This is a genomic window from Cellulophaga omnivescoria (assembly GCF_001999725.1).
GTDB lineage: Bacteria > Bacteroidota > Bacteroidia > Flavobacteriales > Flavobacteriaceae > Cellulophaga > Cellulophaga omnivescoria.
Map to the genome: position 1 here is coordinate 24,242 of NZ_MDDP01000012.1, position 21,813 is coordinate 46,054.

General features: G+C 30.7%; 16 protein-coding genes. 10 read left to right on the plus strand and 6 right to left on the minus strand.

Translation table 11 applies throughout. The annotated features are described in order from the left end of the window. Nucleotides 1-62: 62 nt before the first annotated feature. Nucleotides 63-2,810, minus strand: coding sequence for a putative LPS assembly protein LptD (locus BFJ87_RS07805; RefSeq protein WP_171974486.1), 2,748 nt, complete (start codon nt 2,808-2,810; stop codon nt 63-65). Nucleotides 2,811-2,865: 55 nt separating this feature from the next. Between BFJ87_RS07805 and BFJ87_RS07810 the strand changes: the two genes are divergently transcribed. The 10 genes from BFJ87_RS07810 (at nt 2,866) to BFJ87_RS07855 (ending at nt 15,752) form a co-directional block, all read left to right on the plus strand. Then, nucleotides 2,866-4,128, plus strand: coding sequence for an N-acetylmuramoyl-L-alanine amidase family protein (locus BFJ87_RS07810; protein WP_077402414.1), 1,263 nt, complete (start codon nt 2,866-2,868; stop codon nt 4,126-4,128). Nucleotides 4,129-4,161: 33 nt separating this feature from the next. Further along, nucleotides 4,162-5,127 carry an MlaD family protein gene (locus BFJ87_RS07815; RefSeq protein ID WP_077402417.1) on the plus strand — a complete coding sequence of 322 codons (966 nt, stop codon included), beginning with the start codon at nt 4,162-4,164 and terminating at the stop codon, nt 5,125-5,127. 17 nt (nt 5,128-5,144) lie between these two features. Next, the gene (locus BFJ87_RS07820; protein WP_077402420.1) at nt 5,145-6,479 is read left to right on the plus strand and encodes a 4Fe-4S dicluster domain-containing protein; all 1,335 of its coding nucleotides are present in this window, start codon (nt 5,145-5,147) and stop codon (nt 6,477-6,479) included. A 19-nt stretch (nt 6,480-6,498) separates the two neighbouring features. Further along, nucleotides 6,499-7,290 (plus strand): (Fe-S)-binding protein, encoded by a 792-nt coding sequence (locus BFJ87_RS07825; RefSeq protein WP_077402423.1) that lies wholly within the window; start codon nt 6,499-6,501, stop codon nt 7,288-7,290. 68 nt (nt 7,291-7,358) lie between these two features. Next, a complete protein-coding gene (locus tag BFJ87_RS07830) occupies nt 7,359-7,841 on the plus strand; it encodes a hypothetical protein (protein WP_013622166.1) in 483 nt (160 codons plus the stop codon). A gap of 90 nt (nt 7,842-7,931) precedes the next feature. Next, nucleotides 7,932-10,868 carry a serine hydrolase domain-containing protein gene (locus BFJ87_RS07835; RefSeq protein WP_077402426.1) on the plus strand — a complete coding sequence of 979 codons (2,937 nt, stop codon included), beginning with the start codon at nt 7,932-7,934 and terminating at the stop codon, nt 10,866-10,868. A gap of 18 nt (nt 10,869-10,886) precedes the next feature. Beyond that, the gene (bshA, locus tag BFJ87_RS07840; RefSeq protein ID WP_077402429.1) at nt 10,887-12,032 is read left to right on the plus strand and encodes an N-acetyl-alpha-D-glucosaminyl L-malate synthase BshA; all 1,146 of its coding nucleotides are present in this window, start codon (nt 10,887-10,889) and stop codon (nt 12,030-12,032) included. 109 nt (nt 12,033-12,141) lie between these two features. After that, a complete protein-coding gene (locus tag BFJ87_RS07845; RefSeq protein ID WP_077402432.1) occupies nt 12,142-13,323 on the plus strand; it encodes an OmpA family protein in 1,182 nt (393 codons plus the stop codon). Between the two features lie 19 nt (nt 13,324-13,342). Then, on the plus strand, nt 13,343-14,791 hold the full coding sequence (locus BFJ87_RS07850; RefSeq protein WP_077402435.1) for an MBOAT family O-acyltransferase: 1,449 nt from the start codon (nt 13,343-13,345) through the stop codon (nt 14,789-14,791). Nucleotides 14,792-14,795: 4 nt separating this feature from the next. Then, nucleotides 14,796-15,752, plus strand: a complete 957-nt coding sequence (locus BFJ87_RS07855) for a hypothetical protein (protein ID WP_077402438.1) — start codon at nt 14,796-14,798, stop codon at nt 15,750-15,752. Nucleotides 15,753-15,762: 10 nt separating this feature from the next. Here BFJ87_RS07855 and BFJ87_RS16985 read toward each other — a convergent pair whose 3' ends face one another. From BFJ87_RS16985 to BFJ87_RS07880, 5 genes are all read right to left on the minus strand, one after another. Next, complete coding sequence (locus BFJ87_RS16985; RefSeq protein ID WP_077402441.1) at nt 15,763-17,508, minus strand: NeuD/PglB/VioB family sugar acetyltransferase; 1,746 nt, start codon at nt 17,506-17,508, stop codon at nt 15,763-15,765. Between the two features lie 27 nt (nt 17,509-17,535). Further along, entirely contained in the window at nt 17,536-18,138 is a 603-nt protein-coding gene (locus BFJ87_RS07865) for a sugar transferase (RefSeq protein WP_077402444.1), read from the minus strand. 6 nt (nt 18,139-18,144) lie between these two features. Further along, on the minus strand, nt 18,145-19,182 hold the full coding sequence (locus BFJ87_RS07870; protein WP_077402447.1) for a hypothetical protein: 1,038 nt from the start codon (nt 19,180-19,182) through the stop codon (nt 18,145-18,147). Between the two features lie 106 nt (nt 19,183-19,288). After that, nucleotides 19,289-20,305 (minus strand): ATP-grasp domain-containing protein, encoded by a 1,017-nt coding sequence (locus BFJ87_RS07875; protein WP_077402450.1) that lies wholly within the window; start codon nt 20,303-20,305, stop codon nt 19,289-19,291. Nucleotides 20,306-20,331: 26 nt separating this feature from the next. Beyond that, nucleotides 20,332-21,636 carry a phenylacetate--CoA ligase family protein gene (locus BFJ87_RS07880; protein WP_077402453.1) on the minus strand — a complete coding sequence of 435 codons (1,305 nt, stop codon included), beginning with the start codon at nt 21,634-21,636 and terminating at the stop codon, nt 20,332-20,334. Nucleotides 21,637-21,813: the final 177 nt, after the last annotated feature.

Genomic DNA, 21,813 nt, shown 5'->3' on the forward strand with positions numbered 1-21,813 from the left:
CTTAATTAAGTGTTTTTAATTAGTTTAAAAAGAAGAAGAATATTTTAGAAATAAATGTTGTTTTATCTCTGGCTTCTTTGTTCCCATTTAAGGTCTTTAAGAATACTACTCTTAATTCCTATAAAGAAATACCATCTTTCATAAGTTCCAAATGGTGTCCAGTTAAAATTAAGCCTAAAACTCTTTAAATCTCTTTCAAAACGCAATTGCGTTAATGAAAAACCTTGGTTTTTAAAATCGTAACCAGATGATACACCTACTTTCCATCTAGGAGTTAAATCAACATTTCCAGAAAACATTAATGAATGATTGCTAATTTCATCTTGTCTATTAGGATTGCTATAACTTACTGCGTAAGCAAGCCTAACGTCCCAAGGTATAGTATTTTTGTATAAAGGGTTTTCTTTTACCTCTTCATCTTCATCACCATTTAAGTTTCCTGGTCTTCCGTTAAAATTATCTGCTGTACCAAATAAGTCATCTGTTCTACCACCACTAGCCGCAACATAATTGTCTCCGTTATCTTCATCCTCTTCTTCCTTGTCTTTATCCTTGCTAAACATTTTACTGTTTAAAGAGTATCCTATGTTAGCTCTTGCTGTTGTAAGTCTAAATAAACTACCTCCATTATTAACGTTAAGAGTGTTAATTCTGGTGCCTTTATTATCTATTGCATAAGGATCTAAATTTGCAGAGAAATTAATGGACATTTTTTTATTTAAAATAGTAGTACCACCATTTATTCTAAACGGGCTTAAACGTAATGAATCTGCCTGAAAATTATAATTTGTAGAGATGTTAAAACTGCTTAATAAAGATATTTTTTTAGGCTCTGTAGCAGTAGAGTCTTTATCCTTTACCTTAGCCTCTAATGTGTTTTGTAAAGAAAAACTAAGGGCACTACTTTGTGTTAATCCGGGCGCACCATTTAAAGTTCCTTCAAACCTACTGTACTGTATGTATTCTCCATCGGCATTCATATATTCATCATAGGTTTCTTCAAAAGAAGGAGAATAACTATACCCTATAGATGGACGCATAGTATGTCTTATAGCTTGTATGTTCTTACTTTCATCAAAAGTCCAAGTACCGTATACTGTTGTTCCTAAACTTGCGCTAAAGCTGTATTTGTTGTAGCGGTCAAAGCCATTTATTTTTTCAGACACTACTTCTTCTGTGGTTGCATCATAAGACTTGTTGTAGGTTTCTAGCGTCCAAATATCTTCATAAGATCCACCAAGACTAACACTTAACTGTTTAAAAATTTTAAAATTTGTACTAACGGGTATTCTATGTCTTGCTCCAACTCTTGCATCATCAAACATTTCAGATTTAAAGAAAAGTGAATCTACTGTTGTTATTTGGTTTTGTGCATTAACATCATACTGAAAATTAATGTTTTGTATAATGCCTTTTTTTAAGCCATCTCTTTTTGCAAACGGAAAAATACGCTCCATACTTGCTTGCATTGTAGGTAGCGTTAAGTTAATAACGTCTGTATTGGTGTTTTGGTTATGAGTAGCCGTTAAACTAAGGTTTACAGACGGGTACGCCGGAAACGTTTTGGAGTAGGATACAGAAGATGATAAGTTATTGTTTTGTGTATTGGGTACATTATATTGGTTTAAAGAACTTCTGTAGTAATCACTACTACCAAGGTTTACATTGGCTGAAAGCCTAGAGTTGGGGTTGTTTTTAGGATCTTGCGTGTGCGATATTTGTATGTTGTAATTTGTAGATCTACTATAGTCTTCAAAACCTTTTTGGCTATTTATTTGGTTTTCAAACCTTATATTTATGTTTCCTTTATATTTATAACGTTTGGTATAGACGGATTGCCCTCTAAAACCATAACTACCATTGGTGTAAAAGTCTCCCTGTAATGTTAAATCTACATAATCACTAATAGGAAAATAATAACCACCGTTTTGTAAAAAATACCCTCTGTCTGGATCACTACCAAAAGTTGGAAAAATTAAGCCTGCAGTATTACCAGTTGTCATAGGAAAATATGCAAAAGGTAACGCAATAGGAGTAGGTACATCTGCAATAAACATATTACTATAACCTGCAATCATTTTTTTGCCAGGTACAAATTTACCTTTGCGTACAAGTATATAATAATCTGGGTTTATAGTGTCGTTAGATGTTGTAACCTTTGCTCGGCTCATAAAATAAACAGAGTCGTTCTCCTTTTTTGTTTTTTCGGCGTACACCTTCATAGCATCACTACCAATACTACCTAAACCAGCTTGCTGTTCCGTTCTAGAGTTCCAAATAAGAGCTTTTTGTGTGTCAAAATTAAACCTTATAGAGTCTGGTTTTACAACTTGGTTACCTTGTTTAAAGTCTGGTAACTGTGTGTATACACCTGTAGAGTCTTTTATACGGCCAGCATAAACTTCATTTTTAGCAAGGTCCATAATTATAATCCCTGCTTTTAGTTCTGTGTCCTGGTAATATAATTCTGCTTTGTCATACAAATATATTTTACCTTCTTTACGGTCATAACGCATATAACCTTCAGCTTTTCTTTTTACAATGTCTGCTAGTAAAGGTTCTTTTTTTACAGTAGAATCTTGTATTACGCTATCTTTTTTTGCGGTGTTACCTAGTATATCGGCAGGAATTAATGGAGCTACTATTGTATCTTTTTGTTTCTTTATAGTTAGTGGTATTACCTTATCTTCCTGTGCAGATAGGCTTAAAACCCCTAAAAACAGGAGTAAAGAAAAAAGTAAACGATGTTTATTTGATTGCAAGGCTATAAATCCTATTTTTGTATTGATTTGGCTCGTCGTTTCGGGCATCAAACTTACGCATATTTTTTATTTTAAAATACGCATTAGAATAAATTTAACCTAAATGAATAAAACATTTAATAATTATATATTAAAATTTAACAGCTTTTCATCAGTTAGACTATTGCTGCTTACTTTTTTACTTTCATCATTAAGCATTAATTTTAATTCTATTACAGCACAAGATAAATTTGTGGTTGTTTTAGATGCCGGTCACGGTGGTCATGATCCAGGAAATTTGGGTAATGGTTATTTAGAAAAAAATATTGCCTTAAATATTGTTTTAAAAGCGGGCCAATTATTATCTCAAAATCCAAACATAAAAGTAATTTACACCAGAAAGGACGACACCTTTGTAGATTTATTTGAGCGTGGGGAAATAGCCAATAAGGCTAATGCAGATTTATTTGTTTCTGTACATTGTGATTCTCACACATCAGATGCACACGGTGCGGGTACTTTTGTTTTAGGATTACACGCCAATAAGCAAAATTTTGAAATTGCTAAAAAAGAGAACTCTGTTATTTATTTAGAAGATAATTACCAGGCTAAATACTCTGAGTATAATATAGATTCACCTGAGTCTGTAATCGGTTTAACCATTATGCAAGAAGAGTTTTTAGACCAAAGTATTGCTTTGGCAAAATTACTACAAGATAAATTTTCTAATAAATTAAAGCGTACAGACCGTAAGGTAAAGCAAGCTGGTTTTATAGTTTTACACCAAACGTTTATGCCAAGTGTTTTAATAGAAACTGGTTTTTTAACTAATAAAAATGAAGGTGCTTATTTAAACTCTAGATCCGGACAATTAGAGATGGGAACGGCAATAGCAGAGTCTGTGGTTGCTTATATGGACCAATTGGTGGCTAATGCATTGGCGGCATCTACAAGTACTCCAGAACCACAACCAACAGCGCAAGTAGTAACAGAGGTTGTTAAAGAAAAAGCACAAGAGGAAAAAGAAAAAGACGTTGTTGTTACTAAAAAACCTGTTATTAAAGAACCAGAAATTGTTAGTGCACCTAAACAAGAAGAAAAAATAGTTGAAGAAAATATTTATAATATAGAATTTAGAGTACAGCTTTTTGCAAGCGGAAAATCTATACCTTTAGTACCAGATAATTTTAAAGGGCTTAATGCGTTAACAAAAGAACCAGTTAACAATTTATACCGTTATATGACTGGTAAGGCAAAAACGTATTATGATGCAAAGTTAATTAAGAGTAATGCTGATATAAAAGGGTATATATCTTCATACATTGTAGCTTATAAAGATGGCAAGCGTATTAATGTAGAGGATGCTATTAAACAATTAAAAAAATAATTCTAATTAATTTTAGAGCAAAACATATTTCTATTGAAACTATCTAGAGAATTAAAAACAGGAATAATTGTTATTGGCGGAATATTGCTATTTATAATGGGGTTTAGTTACCTAAAGGCTACACCTTTGTTTGATAATAGTAAAACCTTTTATGCTATTTATGACGATGTTGGCGGACTACAACCTGGTACGCAGGTATCTATAAATGGCTTTGCTGTTGGTAAAGTAAATGATATTAAATTTAAAGATAAAACTGGAAAATTATTGGTGACCTTTACGGTTGATAGTGATTTTCAGTTTTCAAAAAACAGTGTTGCAGAATTGTATGATACTGGAATAATTGGAGGAAAAGGAATTCAGATAATTCCTGTTTTTGATAACGCTACAACAGCAAAATCTGGAGACACATTAGTAACCAAAACTAAACCAGGTTTAACAGATTTAGTGCAGCAAAATTTAGCTCCATTACAAACTAAGGTAGAAGGGGCTATTTCTAATGCGGACTCACTTTTAATAAATGTAAATGATGTTTTAGATGCTAAAACAAAAAAAGATTTACAAAGTAGTATAGCTGGTTTAAATGATTTAATAAAGAGCTTTAAGATTACTACAAACTCTTTAAATAGCTTAATGGCTAACAATAAAGAAGATTTAGAAGGCTCATTGGCTAACATAAAAAAAATAACTGATGATTTCGCTAAAATATCTACCTCATTATCTGAATCAGAGCTAGATAAAAGCATTGCGGGATTACAAAAAACGGTTGCTAACTTAGATAATTTGCTAACAAAAATAGATAAAGGTGAGGGTTCATTAGGAAAATTAATGAACAATGAAGAACTTTACAACAATCTAGCAGGCGCATCAAAAGAGTTAGATTTACTATTACAAGATTTTAGGTTAAACCCTAAACGTTACGTAAATGTTTCTGTTTTTGGTAAAAAACAAAAAGATTATACCTTACCAGAAAACGACCCTGCTGACACTTTAAAAAACTAAATAACTAACTATTATATATGGATTACCTTCCCAACATTATTTTCTTACTGGTATTAGTTGCTGGTATAGGATTTTTTGCTAAAAACGTAAAAGCACTTTCTCGTAATATTAAATTAGGGAAAGATGTAGATGTAAGTGATAATAAACCACAGCGCTGGAAAAATATGGCTCGTATTGCATTAGGACAAACCAAAATGGTTGTGCGTCCTGTTGCAGGTATTTTGCACATAATTGTTTATGTTGGTTTTATTATTATAAACATTGAAGTACTAGAAATTATTTTAGACGGATTACTTGGTACACACCGTATTTTTGCGCCATTAGGTGTTGTTTATGATGTGTTAATTGGTTCTTTTGAAATTTTAGCGTTTTTAGTAATTGTTTCGGTTGTTATCTTTTGGGTAAGAAGAAATGTTATAAAAATTCAACGTTTTTTAAAGCCAGAAATGAAAGGTTGGCCTAAAAAAGATGGAAACCTTATTTTGTATATTGAGTTTGTGTTAATGACGCTTTTTTTAACAATGAATGCAGCAGATTTTCAATTACAAACTATAGATGCCTTGCATTATGTTAAAGCCGGTTCGTTTCCTGTTAGTCAGTTTATAGCGCCATTGTTTAGTGGTATGTCAGAGGCTAGTTTAATAGTAGTAGAACGTTCTGCTTGGTGGTTACACATAATAGGTATTTTACTTTTCTTAAATTACCTTTACTATTCTAAGCACTTACATATTTTATTAGCTTTCCCTAATACGTACTATGGAAAAGTAAAACCAAAAGGACAATTAGATAACCTTGAGGCTGTAACAGCAGAGGTTAAAATGATGATGGATCCAGATGCAGATCCATTTGCAGCACCAGCAGAGGGAGCAGATGAGGCTGCAGAGCCAGACAAGTTTGGAGCATCAGACGTTACAGATTTAAACTGGGTGCAGTTGTTAAATTCATATACCTGTACGGAGTGTGGTAGGTGTACTAGTGAGTGTCCTGCCAATCAAACAGGTAAATTATTATCGCCAAGAAAGATAATGATGGATACCAGAGATAGGCTTCAGGAAGTAGGTAATAATATAGACAAAAATAAAGGCGAGTTTGTAGCAGACGGCAAACAATTATTAGGAGATTACATTACAGAAGAAGAGCTATGGGCGTGTACATCATGTAATGCCTGTACAGAGGCTTGTCCTGTTAGTATAGACCCATTATCTATAATTATGGATATGCGTCGTTACTTGGTAATGGAGCAGTCTGCAGCACCATCAGATTTAAATAATATGATGGGAAATATAGAAAACAACGGGGCGCCTTGGCCATTTAATCAAATGGATAGGTTAAACTGGAAAAACGAATCTTAAATAGAAATCCAAAATATTTATGAGTAACGAATTAAAAGTGCCAACAATGGCAGAGTTATTTGCCGAGGGTAAACAACCAGAAGTTTTATTTTGGGTTGGTTGTGCAGGAAGTTTTGACGATAGAGCAAAAAAAATTACCAAAGCATTTGTAAAAATTTTAAATAAAGCAAACGTTAGTTTTGCTGTTTTAGGAACAGAAGAAAGCTGTACAGGAGATCCAGCAAAAAGAGCAGGAAACGAATTTTTATTTCAAATGCAAGCAGTTACCAATATAGAGGTAATGAATGCTTATGAAGTTAAAAAAGTAGTTACAGCTTGTCCGCACTGTTTTAATACTATAAAAAATGAATACCCAGGGTTGGGTGGTAACTATGACGTAGTTCATCATACGCAGTTTTTAAAAGATTTATTAGCTGAAGGAAGAATTACTATGGAAGGTGGCCAATATAAAGGTAAACGTATTACTTTTCATGATCCTTGTTATTTAGGAAGAGCAAATGGTGTGTATGAAGCTCCAAGAGATTTAATACGTAAGTTAGATGCAGAGCTTGTAGAAATGAAAAACTGCAAGAAAAAGGGATTATGTTGTGGTGCTGGTGGTGCACAAATGTTTAAGGAGCCAGAAAATGGTAACAAGGATGTTAATGTAGAACGTACAGAGCAAGCCTTAGGTACTAAACCAGAAATTATTGCTGCAGGTTGTCCTTTTTGTAATACAATGATGACAGACGGCGTTAAGAGTAAAGAAAAAGAAGGAGAAGTAGAAGTTTTGGATATTGCAGAACTTATTGCTAATGCAGAAGATTTATAAAAAAATCTTTATGGTAGAGAGGAAGTTTTATAAAAAATAAACGTCTATTTACTTTTAATAAAATAATTATGCTAGTAGATTTTAAAGATTTGCCAGATACATCTCGTATTTGGATATACCAGGCCAATAGGTCTTTAACTCCAGAAGAGTTAGCAGAGATAAAAGAGGGGCTAGATGCTTTTATTGTAGATTGGACTGCTCACGGGAGTAACCTAACTGCAGGTTATGAAATAAAATACAAACGTTTTATAGTGTTAGGTTTAGACCAAACCAATGCTTCTGCAACAGGTTGTTCTATAGATGCCTCAGTACGTTTTATTCAAAGTTTAGAGCAAAAATATAATATAGATTTGTTAGATAAGATGAATGTATCTTACAAACAAGGAGAATTTGTAGCTTACAAAACTTTGGTAGATTTTAAAAAGATGGCTAAAAATAAATCGGTCTCTAAAAAAACTATTGTATTTAACAATCTTGTAGCTAATAAGCACGAGTATTTAAACCACTGGGAAGTTCCTGCAGAAGAAAGTTGGCACAGTAGGTTTATGTAATATAAAGTTCTCCCCAAATCTTTTATACTTACTAAGTAAAGTTCTTAACCTACAGATTTACTTAAAAACAAACCTGTTTTACATTCGTTTATGCGGTTATTAGTTACATTTTCTTTATTTTTTTTTAGTTTTTTAGTAGTTAATGCTCAAGAATTAGATTCTTTAGTTACTACAGTAGACCCTTTAGTAACAAAGGATTCTATTTTACAAAAAAAATGGGTAGATGCACAGTACAGCGCTATGACTTTAGATGAAAAAGTAGGGCAGCTGTTTATGGTTAGTGTTGCATCAAACCAAAATAAACAAAGTACAGATAAAATAAAAGAGCTGATATTAAAGGAAAATATTGGCGGTGTCATTTTTTCTAAAGGAGGACCTGTACGGCAAGCAAAGTTAACTAACACATACCAAAAAGCAGCAAAAATACCTCTATTAATAGGTATGGATGCAGAGTGGGGTTTGGCAATGCGTTTAGATTCTACCTATGCTTTTCCTTGGAATATGACTTTAGGTGCCATAAAAAATAATGCCGTTGTAGAAAAAGTAGCTCAGCAAATAGGTGAGCACGCTAAACGTTTAGGAGTACAAATTAACTTTGCGCCAGATATAGATATAAATACCAATCCATTAAACCCTATTATAGGTAATAGATCGTTTGGAGAAGATAAAGACAACGTAGCTAAAATGGGGATAGCTTTTGTAAACGGATTTGAAAAAGCCGGTATATTGTCTAGCGGAAAACATTTTCCAGGGCACGGAGATACGTCAACAGATTCTCACAAAACATTACCTGTAATTAACTTTTCAAAAGAAAGGCTAGATAGTATTGAACTTTATCCGTTTAAAAAACTCATAAATAACGGAAAATTAAGTAGTGTAATGATTGCACATTTAAATATACCCAGTTTAGAGTCAAGATCAAATTATCCTTCATCATTATCAGAAAATATTGTGACTAATTTATTACAGAATAAATTGCAATATAAAGGTTTAATTTTTACTGATGCGCTAAATATGAAAGGTGTAGCAAACCACTCAGATCCAGGGGATACAGATTTAACAGCTTTTTTGGCAGGTAATGATATTTTGTTAATGCCTTTAGATGTAAGAAAAGGGAAGCAAAAAATAATTGAAGCCTATAATTATGGGGTTGTAACAGAGGAGAGATTAGCACGTTCTGTAAAAAAAATATTAAAAGCAAAATACAAGGCAAATTTGCATAATAACAAGCTGGTGAGTCTTAAAAATTTGTATAATGATTTAAATACTTTAAGTAACGATTTGGTGTATGAAGAGGCAATTGAAGAAGCTATCACCGTTGTTAAAAATAAATTAGACCTTTTGCCTATTGCAAAGTTAGAAAACAAAAAAATAGCTTATCTAAGTTTGGGTAACGCTTCTGGAGAAGATTTTATACAAGAGCTTAAAAAATACACAACAGTTACTGAAGTGAAAGAAGACAACCTTCAAATTTTACTACAAAAATTACAACAATTTAATATTGTTATAATAGGACATCACAAAAGTAATGCTAGCCCTTGGAAATCTTATCAATTTTCAACTAAAGATGCAGAAATTGTAAAAGCAGTATCCTCGTTAAGAACATCAAATTCTGTTTTAGTGAATTTTGCTAAGCCGTATACGCTTTTAAATACGGACTTAAGTACATTGGATGGTGTAGTTATAGGATATCAAAATAGCACGTTGGCACAACAGAAAACTGCTCAATTATTATTTGGAGCTATAGGAGCAAAAGGTAATTTACCTGTCTCTATAAGTACTAAATACCCAGTAGGTACAGGAATAAAATTTGAATCGTTAAAAAGATTAGGGTATGATTATCCTGAGCGTGTAGGTTTAAGCACTTACGGACTACGCAGAATAGATACACTAGTTACCGCAGGTATAGACTCATTAATGTTTCCTGGGGCACAGGTATTAGTTGCACGTAAGGGAAAAGTGGTATACCACAAAAGCTTTGGTAAGCCTACATACGAGTCTAATGAAAAAATTACCAATAATTATATCTATGACCTTGCCTCTGTAACCAAAATTTTAGGGACACTGCCAATGATTATGAAAATGGAAGAAGAGAATAAAATAGCGTTAAATAATACGTTTAAAGATCTAATTCCGGAATATGCAGATACAGAGTTAAAAGATGTTACTGTGTTAAAAGCGCTGTCTCATTACGGTAGGCTACCAGCTTGGATAGCTTTTTATGTGAGTACGTTAGATAATAACAGAAAACCCTCTAGAGAATTTTATAGTAGTAAAAAGTCTGCGGATTATCCGTATAAAGTTTTTGATCATTTATATTTAACAAGAGCCTACAAAGACTCAATTTATAATAGAATAGGAAGGCAAGATTTAAAATCTAATAGGTATAGGTATAGTGATGTAGGCTACTATGTTTTTAAAAAATATATAGAAGATACTTATAAGAATGATTTAGATAAATTGGTAGATGATTTTTTGTACCAACCAATAGGAGCAAACCGTACAGCATACAATCCTTTAGAGAAGTATTCTAAAGATATGATAGTGCCATCAGAAAAAGATAATTATTACCGTTATGCAATCGTGCAGGGTTATGTTCATGATATGGGAGCGGCAATGCAAGGCGGTGTAGGAGGTCATGCAGGTTTATTTAGTAATGCTAATGATGTTGCTAAAATTATGCAAATGTATTTGCAAGGAGGCTATTACGGAGGCAAACGCTACTTTAACGAACGGACTATAAAAAAATTTAATACCTGTTATTTTTGTGACGAAGATGTGCGTAGGGGAGTAGGTTTTGATAAGCCACAGTTAAAAGGCTCAGGATCTACATGCGGTTGCGTCTCTAGAAAAAGTTTTGGACATAGTGGTTTTACAGGCACTTATACTTGGGCAGATCCTGATGAAGAAATTGTATATGTATTTTTGTCTAACAGAACATATCCTACTCAAAACAACAACCTTTTAGTTAAATCTGGGTTAAGAACCAGAATTCAGCAAGTAATTTACGACGCTATACTAAATTAAAATATTAATTTTGCTAGAATGAAAATAGCTATTGTTTGTTACCCAACGTTTGGGGGAAGTGGTGTTGTAGCCACAGAGTTAGGAATTGCACTTGCTAATAGAGGTCATGAAATACATTTTGTTACATATAGGCAGCCTGTAAGATTAGAGTTGTTAAACGAACGTATACATTTTCATGAGGTAAATGTTCCCGAATATCCACTTTTTAAATACCAACCTTATGAGCTAGCATTATCTAGTAAATTGGTAGATACTGTTAAGTTTTTTGGAATAGAATTACTTCATGTTCACTATGCAATTCCACATGCTTATGCAGGTTATATGGCTAAAAAAATGCTAGAAGAAGAAGGCATTTATATTCCTATGGTAACTACCCTTCATGGTACAGACATAACTTTAGTTGGTAAGCATCCTTTTTACAAACCAGCAGTTACATTTAGTATAAATAAGTCTGAAGTAGTTACCTCGGTATCAGAAAACTTAAAGCAGAGTACCTTAGATCTTTTTCATATTAAAAAAGAGATAAATGTAATTCCAAACTTCATAGATAAAAGTAATTACAATGCAGATTATACAGATTGTCAACGTTCTTTAATGGCAAATGATGATGAGCGAATTATAACACACATTAGTAACTTTAGAAAGGTAAAAAGAATACCAGATGTTGTGCAAATATTTAAGAAAATTGTTGATGTAACAGCAGCCAAATTAATAATGGTTGGTGAGGGTCCTGAAAAAGAAAAAGCAGAACAATTAGCAGAAGATTTAGGAATAAAAGACAAAGTTGTTTTCTTAGGAAATAGCAACGAGGTAGATCGTATTTTATGTTTTACAGATTTGTTTTTATTACCTTCAGAAACAGAAAGTTTTGGATTGGCAGCTTTAGAGGCAATGATGCATAGAGTACCGGTAATATCTAGTAATACAGGTGGTATACCAGAAGTTAATGTAGATGGCGTAACTGGTTACATGAGTAATGTTGGTGATGTAGATAGTATGGCATTAAATGCATTAAAGATTTTAAAGGATGATGCAACATTAAACACTTTTAAAGATAATGCGGAAAAAGAGGCACATAAATTTGACATCATAAATATTCTTCCAATGTATGAAAAAGTTTATGAAGAAGCCTTTAACAAATACTATAAAAATACACATCAATAAGTTTTGTTAAAAGCTGTTTTATATCGATGAAAGCTACTGTTTACACGATTTTGTTGGACGTAGTTTGCTAACAGAATAACTTCGTAATCTTATTTGGGAAAATTAGATTATGAAAAATATTAAGGTTGGTGTTTTAGTTATTTTACTTCATACCGTTGGGACTGTTTGGGCTCAAGATTTACAACTTACAGCTAAAGATAGTATTGTTAAAAGTTCTTGGATGTTTGGTCTTGGATATAATTTTGTTGATGACTCTGGAGATGTTTTTGATGAATTATTTGATGTAGATAAACAATGGAATTCAGTAGCTTTTCCATCTAGAGTTAGTATTGGAAAATATTTTGAAAGTGGTATAGGTCTAGAGGCTATTGGTAGTTATAATAAGTATAAAATAGGTAAAATTGTAGATGGGGCTGTAAACTTAAATGAAACAGACTACTATGCTATTGATGCAAGAGTAAGTTACGATTTAAACAAAATTATAGGACAAACTGCTTGGTTTGATCCATATATTGGTGTAGGATTAGGATATACAGATGCTAATAATAATGGCCGAGGAACGTATAATGGAGTTGTAGGTTTTAGAACTTGGATTACAGACCGTATCGGTTTGGACTTTAATTCTTCTGGTAAATGGGCAATGGATAAAGGCGACGGAGTAACAAACCATTTGCAACATGCAGTTGGTGTTGTATATCAATTTAAAGCAGAAAAAGAACTTTCTAAAAAGGGATTAGAGAAACAAGCTCAGATAGAAGAAATTTTAAAAGAGAGGCAACGTGTAGCCGATTCTACTGCATTGGCTAAACAACAAGAGGAAGAAGCGAGGCAGTTAGCAGAGCGTCTTAAAAAAGAAGAAGAAGCTAACCGATTAGCTCAAATTGAAAAAGAGAAACTTGAGGCCTTAATTCAAAGAAAAGAAGATTTACAGAATAAAATAAATAGTTTAGGGAGTATCAACTTTGCTTTAAATAGCTCTTATTTAGATAAAAATTCTAAGAAAACCTTAGCAGCTATAGCAGAACTATTAAAAGAAAATCCTACCGTAGTTGTTAAACTTGGTGCGTATACAGACTCAAGAGGTACAAATAAGTATAATTTGTGGTTGTCACAGCGCAGAATGCAAAGATCTTTAGATTATTTATTATCTAAGGGAGTAATAGCATCTAATGTTAATGCTAATGCTTACGGAGAAGAAGTACTATTAAATGATTGTTTAGATGGAGTATATTGTACAGAGCAAGAGCACAAAATTAACCGAAGAATAGAGATTTTAGTAGAAAAATTATAATAACCTAAACCAAATTTTAATGCTTTTTAATTCCATAGATTTTGCTATTTTTTTGCCTATAGTATTTTTACTGTATTGGTTTGTAGTGAATAAAAATTTGAGATTACAAAACTTCTTGCTTTTAGTAGTTAGTTATGTATTTTATGGTTGGTGGGATTGGCGTTTTCTATCTTTAATAGCTTTTAGTACATTAGTAGATTACACCTTGGGTGTGTTATTAGGTAAAGAAGAAAAAGAGGGCAAACGTAAGTTATACTTATGGACAAGTATTATAATTAATTTAGGTTTCCTTGGTTTTTTTAAGTATTACAATTTTTTTGTAGAGAGCTTTGTAGATGCATTTACATTTTTTGGGCAAGAAATACAAGTTGGTACTTTAAATATTATTTTGCCTGTAGGTATTAGTTTTTATACGTTTCAGACGTTGAGTTATACTATTGATGTTTATAAACGTAATTTAGAGCCTACTAAAAAGTTTATAGCCTTTGCTGCTTTTGTTAGTTTTTTTCCGCAGCTAGTTGCTGGTCCTATAGAAAGAGCAACAAATTTATTACCTCAAATACTTAATAAACGAAAATTTAACTATTGCCAGACTAAGGATGGTTTACGATTAATGTTATGGGGGTTATTTAAAAAAGTAGTAATAGCAGATTCTTTATCCCCAATTGTAAATGATATTTTTGCTAATTATAGTACTTTGTCTTCACCAGTGTTATTAATGGGAGCTATTTTTTTTGCTTTTCAAATTTATGGTGATTTTAGTGGATATTCTGATATAGCTATTGGAACATCAAAGCTATTTGGGATTGAATTAATGTCTAATTTTAAATTTCCTTATTTATCGAAGAATATAGGGGAGTTTTGGAGGCGTTGGCATATATCATTATCTACTTGGTTTAGAGATTACTTGTATATTCCTTTGGGAGGTTCAAGAGGCTCTAAATTAAAAGGTATTCGTAATGTATTTGCTATTTTTATAGTAAGCGGTTTTTGGCACGGTGCTAATTGGACATTTATAGTCTGGGGACTTTTTCATGCGTTGTTGTTTTTACCAAGCTTTTTGATGGGTACTAATAGAAGGTATGTAGGAGTTAACAAGTCTGGTTTTAATATTGTTATACTTGCCAAAAACACCTATAAAACAATAGTTACATTTATACTTGTAACCATTGGTTGGGTATTTTTTAGAGCAGAAACTATTTCTGATGCGTTTAATTACTTAAAACGTATTGTGACTGAGCTTTCAATAGGAGAATACAGTCATCCAAATGGGTATAGATTAATAGATTACGGGCTGTTATTACTATTTTTTATTGTTTATGAATACATTATAAGGGGTAAAGAACGTAATCCTATTGGTTTTAAAAATAAATATGTGAGATTGTCTGTATATATTTTACTAGTATTTTTAATGCTGTTGTTTTATGATGATGGAGTAGATAGGTCATTTATTTATTTTCAATTTTAAGAGTATGAAAAAGGTAATATTGAAAGTAGTATTATATACTATTATTTTATTGGTTTCTTTAGAAATATTGGCAAGAATTTTTCATTTACATAATGAGCGACCAGAAAGGTATTTAGATGAATATGGAGTAGAAAAATGGATTTCTAATCAAAAAGGATATTCCATTACAGGAAATAGAAGACAAAATGTAGGTGAATATAGAATTAATAATTTTGGGTTTAATTCTGTATACGATGATTATACGGTATCTAAGGATAGTATAGAGGTAGCAATTGTTGGAGATTCATTTATAGAAGGCTTCCATCAAAACTATACAAATTCTATTAGTAGAAAAATAGAGAGAGAAATACCAGAAATTAAAGTGTTAGAATTTGGTTATGCGGGTTATAATTTATCGGAAGAATTTAATTTAATCCAGTCGTACAATCATTTATTTAAAGATATTGATAAGGTTATTGTTTATATGAGGTATACTGATGATTTAACGGTAGGAGAGTATAAAGTCTCAAGCAGGTTGTCATTAAATACACCTGTTAATCGATTGCTAAAACAAAGTAAATTAATTGTTTATGCTAAGGATATAGGATTGTTTGATCCTATTAAAAATAAAATAGCATCAACAATAAACCTTATAAAAAGAGCTAAGCCCAATGATAACGTAGAGGTGAATAAGGATTCTATTTACTTAGCTAATTTTAAAAAATTGGTTAAAACTTATAACTATGATAAAGAAAAGAATGTTTTACTCTTAGATTATAGTCTTTGTTCTAAAGAGTTTTTGGAATATTTAAAAAGGAACGATTTTGAAAGTATTGACTTTAGCGCTCTTTTTCAAAACGATTCTAGACCAAAAACGTTAATTTATGATCAGCACTGGAATAATTTAGGAAGAGATATTATTGCTGACGAAATTGTTAGGTATTTAAGAAAAGAAAATTTACAAATAAAAAAAAGCCTGTAATGGGCTTTTTTTATTGTCTGTAAGCAGGGAAAAATTCAGTTAATTTTTCACGAGAATGTACTTCTAATATGTTCGAGTTATTTTTTGAGCACAAATCTTTATAAACATTTTCATTTATAATTTTTCTGCCTGTATAAAATTGGGTGTCTTCATCTTTTGGAAAAAACATCTTTTTACTTTTGTATAAAGAATCATCATCATGTTGTCCTCCTCCTAAAACGTAAAACTTTTTGTTGTTTTTTATAGCCCATTTCAGAATTTCTACTCTTAAAAAATCATTTGGTCTGTCTGAAAAATATTTAGCTCTTGTACCTCCTAAAAAGGCATACAAAGTTTTATTATTAATTATTATTAACTCAGCAGAAACCGCTGTGTCATCTATATAATCTAATGCTATAGCAAAGCTATTAGGGTTAGAGTGTATAATACTTTCAAAAAATTGCTTAGGAAAATAATAAATATCTTTAGCATTATTTCTTTCCATTGTTTCAATATATATATTATGAAAATCAGAAATTATACTATCAGTAATTTCTTCTCCTCTGTATATATTAAATTTAATATTACTTTTTAACGCTCTTCTATAATTATTTCTAACTTTTTTAGAGAAAGCAGTCCAATGTTCTTCTTCACTATGTTTTACTTCTCCTTTTACATTTAATAAGCTCTTTACAAGTGTACCAGAGTAATTAATGTGGTTATCTGTTAAGCTAAATCTAACAAATTCAGATACAATACTATTATCTAAATACCATTGATCTACTAAGTTCCAGAATTTAGATAACTTATCAATATCTAAATCATTTTTAAATAGAGGACCTCCGTACCCATATGGAGTAATTACATCAAAATAAGAACTGTTTTTTATAGATCTTATATAAAAAGGCATAATAACAATAGGTTCTTCATTTTCTTCAAAAACAAAGTATCTCAATTTATCTGTTTTCGTTTCAAAATAAATAAGATATTCATAAGAGTAATATATATTATCCTGAAAGTGGTTTTTTAGTAATTTTTTATAATTTTTTATATCTTTTAAATTGTTGAAATTGCAAACACTTATTTTAAAAGGTTTATCTTCAATAACTTTGTTAGTGCTTTGTTCTTTTGTGTCCATTACTCTTAATGTTTTAGCTGGTAAACCAGCAACAATATGATTTGGGGGAACATTTTTTATAACAACTGCGCCACAACCTACTATTGTGTTTTTGCCAATGTCTGTAACACCGGTCATAATAGTGGAACTTATACCTAAAAAGGCTTTTTCATTAATAGTTATATTTGCACCTACATTTACTCCTGTAGAAATAAAAACGCCTTTTTCTAGTGATGTATGATGGGCAATTTTACTGCCCATACTTATTATTACAAAATCTTTAATTTTTGCATGTGGCATAATAATTACTCCAGGTAATAAATATATGCCTTTGCCTTGAATGCTATCTTTATCATAAATAACTGAGTTATGTATAAAGTTAGGAATTTCATATCCAAAGTCATACAATTTTTTTAAATATTTTGCCCTTATTTTATTATCTCCAATAGGACAAAAAACACAGTCTATTTTATTTTTTACATCCTTATTTAATAAGTCTTTAAAAGTTCCTAATATAGGAGTGTTATGAACTAGCTTTCCTTTGTTTTTTTTATTGTCATCATAAAACCCAACAATATTAAAGCCTTGTTCTTTTAAATAATTTAAAAATACCTCGCCATAAGATCCAGCACCAAGTATTACAGTATTTTTATTTTGCATTAGGGGAAGTTTTTTTTGAGCTTGTTATTATTTAGTGCCAGTAAAAGTTGTCATATTTAAATTTTCACTACTGTTAACACCTTCTTTAAAAAGGACTTTTTTAACTGTTAAAAATAAAATTTTAATATACAATAGGATAGATTTATTTTCTACAAACCAAACATCTAATTCAAATTTCTTTTCCCAAGATATCGCATTTCTTCCATTAACCTGAGCCCATCCTGTAATTCCAGGCTTAACATTATGTCTTTGTTTTTGAAAATCGTTGTAAAGTGGCAAGTATTGTACAAGTAATGGTCTAGGTCCAACTAAGCTCATATCTCCTTTAATTACATTAAGTAATTGTGGTATTTCGTCTAAAGAAAGTTTTCTAATAGTACTACCAAATTTAGTTACTCTTTGGTCAAAAGGTAAAAATTCACCGTTTTCGTCTTTTTTATCATTCATAGATTTAAATTTAATCACCTTAAATATCTTTTCATTTTTACCTGGTCTGGCATGATAAAAGAAAACATTTCCATTATTGGTTATAAACAGATACAGGTATACAAATATGAAGAAAGGTGATAAAATAAATAAACCTGTTATAGCAAAAATAACATCAAAAATTCTTGTTATAAAATTATACATAATCTTTTAGGGTATAGTGTTAATTGTTGTAGTTATATGTTGCATATGCTTTAGATTATATCTAAAGTCTATATGTATATTTAGGAGGTAAGACAAATCATCTCTTTCTTTATTATTTGGCCAAAGTTCTGAAGGATAAATGTCCTTTGTGATAAGAGTTTTTTTTACTTCGTTAAAATCTTCTCTGTTCTTAAACACCAATTGTAAGCCAAATGTACAATCAATTTTAGAGTTTAAAACTTTAAATTTTTTGTTTAATTTTAAATTTTTTAAAAGAAACTTTAGGTTGTCTTTTTTGTAAATTTGGTAATCTTTATTTAAAAAACGCAATATTAATTCCTCATTTTCTTTAGATAATTTTATTGGGGAATATTGTTTGTGCAAATATTGCTCAGATTGGTTTATTAGGTCTAGAAATTTACTTTTATCGTCATTTTTATTTCTAATAAAATCACTTTTTAAATGCATTGCTAACTTAATTTTTCTCCAATTTTCATAAAAGTCGAAATCTTCAATTAAATTATTCTTATAATTTTTGTTGCTATTTGGTTGCCATAAAATTCCTCCTAATGGTATAGGTAGTGTTTTACGTAAAGATGCTACACAATAGTCTGCATTACTGTTTAAGCAATTGGTACTTTGCCACCCATGGGAGTGATCTTCTATAAAAATTGCTTTAGCTTTAGATGTTGGTATATTATAATTATAAATACCCCAAAAATTGTTTAATATTACAATATCTCTTGGGTTAGAAAAAGTGTTTAAATCTAAATTCTCAGCATTAGAAAAAGGATCTATTTCGTAAAAGTAGATATTAGAGTAACATTTTTTTAGCCAGCTAGTAACATGTTGACAATAGTAATTAGGCAACCAAATTTTAGAAATATCCTTAGTTAATTTTATTTCGTCAATAATAAATTTTATAGCGTGCCTTCCAGTATAAAACAGTTTAAATTTTGGAATAAATTCATTTAAATTAAAATCTACAAGATCATCAGCGTTTACCTGATGAAAAAAAGAACCAATACCAGCTTTATTATTCATTAAACACCCTAGTTTTAGAAATCAAAAATAGTTAAAAAAAATTCCTGATTTTAATATGCTTTAAGCATATAGATGTATGGTACTTTTATATAGATTAACGAACTTCTTATACCTTTAAGAGCTTATCACACTTTGCAAAAGTTATGTTTTCTTTATAGTTATTAAATTTATTAACGTTGGTGTTATTTTTAATCCACTCTATATAAATAGCAGCTGTGTTAATACCTGCTTCATGAGAAAAAGGGTATCCGCCTCCAAACCTTGGATTTAGTTCTAAAACATATATGATATTATCTTTAATAAAAATGTCGCAGTCTAAATTGCCAATATGACCTAAGTTGTTCGATATTGTTTCTCCTACTTTATTTATTTCGTGGTTAATTACAGATTTTGCCTTATCGGTTTCTCCAGATCGCATAGCAATTTTTTCTCTAGCAAAGGTTCCATAATAGTTTCCATTAAAATCATTTAATACATCTAGCCCGTACTCAATGCCATCTATTCTTTCTTGTATTAAAATAGCTTCTTCAATATTGTTTTTGCTTACGGTATTTAGAATTGTATTTTTTAATTTTATTTTTTGAAGTTTATATACCAATTCCAACTCATCAAAATTATAAACCGTTTCAATGCCTATAGAGGCGCTTCCCCACCTTGGTTTTAAAATTAAAGGAAAGCTTAGTTTTCCAGTTTTTAAATCTTCATATGCTAATTTATAATCTATATAAGTCTTAGGTGTATGTAAGTTTGATGCTTTAAAAAAATTATAAGATTCCCATTTGTCAAAAGCTATATTAATTACTTTTTGTGATGATAGAATAACCCTAGTGCCCTGTTCTTTAAAAATGTCTAAACTTTTTGATAATATAGGAAGCTCTAGGTCATTTAAAGATATTATTGCATCAACCTTATATTTTTTACATATGGTTAATAAGGTGTTTATATAGGCGCTGTCATATATACTGGGTACAGTAACAGCAATATCTGCATCTACTAATGCAGGTGCGTTACTCTGCATGTCTGTAGCTATAATAACTCCTTTTTTATATAAGGCTTCTTTAAAATAATTAATTAGGTAGTTTCTTCTTCCGGCACACGTAAATAAAATATTAATTTTTTCCATATAAATAAGCTCAGCTATATGTTTAATTAGGGTTTGTATAAATTAACAGATATTTTTCTTTTGCCAGATTTTAAAGACGGTATTTCTTTAACATACGCTACAGTTATCTCTGCATCCAATCCAATATCATTTTTAAATTTACTTATTAGTAGTTTTTCTTTTGTAAACTTAACATTTGTGTTAATTTTTATTTTAAACTGATATTTATCTAATTGTATAAATTGTAGTTGCTCTATTTCTGGAAAGTCATATACATATGCATGCATTGTAAATGGATTTAAAATTTCTCCATTTGTTTTATATAAGGCATCCATCCTTCTTCCTTGAATACTTTTTAGTTTTGGTATTTCATCATTATCATTTACGGAGATTATTCCTAAGTCTCCTGTGTCGTACCTTATCATAGGAGTCGCTAAATTATATAGGTCTGTTATAACAATTCTACCTACCTGGTTAGTTTTAGCTGGTTCATCTTTCTCCAAATCTAAAACCTCTAAAATATAACTTGCCCAATTAATAGTAAAAAAGGAATCGTCTTCAGTTTGTTGCGCAATAATACCATTTTCAACATTAGAGTATCTAGACACTGTAGGGGATTTAAAATAATACTCCATTTTTTCTTTAACGTCATTACCAAGTCTTTCTGATATTGCTATTATAGAGGTAATGTTGCAATTTAGTGGAGCATAATTATTTTTATCTAAGTATTTACATATCGTTTCAAATCCAGATGCATAGCCTAACCAGCCTTTGTTACTTTTATCATTTTCTAAGCTTATAATCAATTTACGTAAATATTCATCATTAAGGTCGCTTACGTCTAGCTGTGTAGAGTTCTGAAGCCATGCAGTAAGTTTTGGTTTTTTATAGTAAGCAGCCCATAAACGCAAGTAAAGTAATTTTTGGCCCAATGTAAAGCCCGATAGTTTAGCGTAAAAAAGTGTATCTGCCGTATTTCTTATTTTTTTTCTCTTAGTCTGGTATATTTCAAAAGGGGAGCCAGTAGATCCGCTTGTTTTAACCTTGTTAACATTTGCATCTTCTCTGTTGCAAATGTTTATGTCTAAAAAGTTGTCTTTAATATCTCTTTTAGTAACTACAGGAAAATCTAATAATGAGTTGTAATTTTTATATTTTTTGTAATAGTTGGTATTATTAACGGTTAAATTTAAAAGTTTATTTAACTGTGGTTTTTGCTTGTTAATTAGGGTAGAATAGCTTTCAATTTTGTGGTAATCTTCAATCTCTTTTAAGTCTTTCTTTATAGGACTACCTTTAAAAAAATCTAATGTCCAAAAGGCATAATTTCTTATCTGTTCTAATAAATTCATAATAAAAACTAAAGATTTATTTTTTAAATAATAGAATAGCTTTTTTAGGCTAATTATAGTTACACAATTAAATGTGATTGCAAGTAAAACATTTTTTTATTAATAAAATTGCTTTTCTTTTTAAATGATTTTTTGGCCATTAGTAAATTTTTGTAAGAAAATAATTATAATTTTTTT

Excerpts from the sequence above, each read along its gene's own strand:
- BFJ87_RS07805 (WP_171974486.1), bottom strand. The coding sequence starts at position 2,810 with ATGCCCGAAACGACGAGCCAAATCAATACAAAAATAGGATTTATAGCC.
- BFJ87_RS07810 (WP_077402414.1), top strand. The coding sequence starts at position 2,866 with ATGAATAAAACATTTAATAATTATATATTAAAATTTAACAGCTTTTCA.
- BFJ87_RS07820 (WP_077402420.1), top strand. The coding sequence starts at position 5,145 with ATGGATTACCTTCCCAACATTATTTTCTTACTGGTATTAGTTGCTGGT.
- BFJ87_RS07825 (WP_077402423.1), top strand. The coding sequence starts at position 6,499 with ATGAGTAACGAATTAAAAGTGCCAACAATGGCAGAGTTATTTGCCGAG.
- BFJ87_RS07830 (WP_013622166.1), top strand. The coding sequence starts at position 7,359 with ATGCTAGTAGATTTTAAAGATTTGCCAGATACATCTCGTATTTGGATA.
- BFJ87_RS07835 (WP_077402426.1), top strand. The coding sequence starts at position 7,932 with ATGCGGTTATTAGTTACATTTTCTTTATTTTTTTTTAGTTTTTTAGTA.
- bshA (WP_077402429.1), top strand. The coding sequence starts at position 10,887 with ATGAAAATAGCTATTGTTTGTTACCCAACGTTTGGGGGAAGTGGTGTT.
- BFJ87_RS07845 (WP_077402432.1), top strand. The coding sequence starts at position 12,142 with ATGAAAAATATTAAGGTTGGTGTTTTAGTTATTTTACTTCATACCGTT.
- BFJ87_RS07850 (WP_077402435.1), top strand. The coding sequence starts at position 13,343 with ATGCTTTTTAATTCCATAGATTTTGCTATTTTTTTGCCTATAGTATTT.
- BFJ87_RS07855 (WP_077402438.1), top strand. The coding sequence starts at position 14,796 with ATGAAAAAGGTAATATTGAAAGTAGTATTATATACTATTATTTTATTG.
- BFJ87_RS16985 (WP_077402441.1), bottom strand. The coding sequence starts at position 17,508 with ATGCAAAATAAAAATACTGTAATACTTGGTGCTGGATCTTATGGCGAG.
- BFJ87_RS07865 (WP_077402444.1), bottom strand. The coding sequence starts at position 18,138 with ATGTATAATTTTATAACAAGAATTTTTGATGTTATTTTTGCTATAACA.
- BFJ87_RS07870 (WP_077402447.1), bottom strand. The coding sequence starts at position 19,182 with ATGAATAATAAAGCTGGTATTGGTTCTTTTTTTCATCAGGTAAACGCT.
- BFJ87_RS07875 (WP_077402450.1), bottom strand. The coding sequence starts at position 20,305 with ATGGAAAAAATTAATATTTTATTTACGTGTGCCGGAAGAAGAAACTAC.
- BFJ87_RS07880 (WP_077402453.1), bottom strand. The coding sequence starts at position 21,636 with ATGAATTTATTAGAACAGATAAGAAATTATGCCTTTTGGACATTAGAT.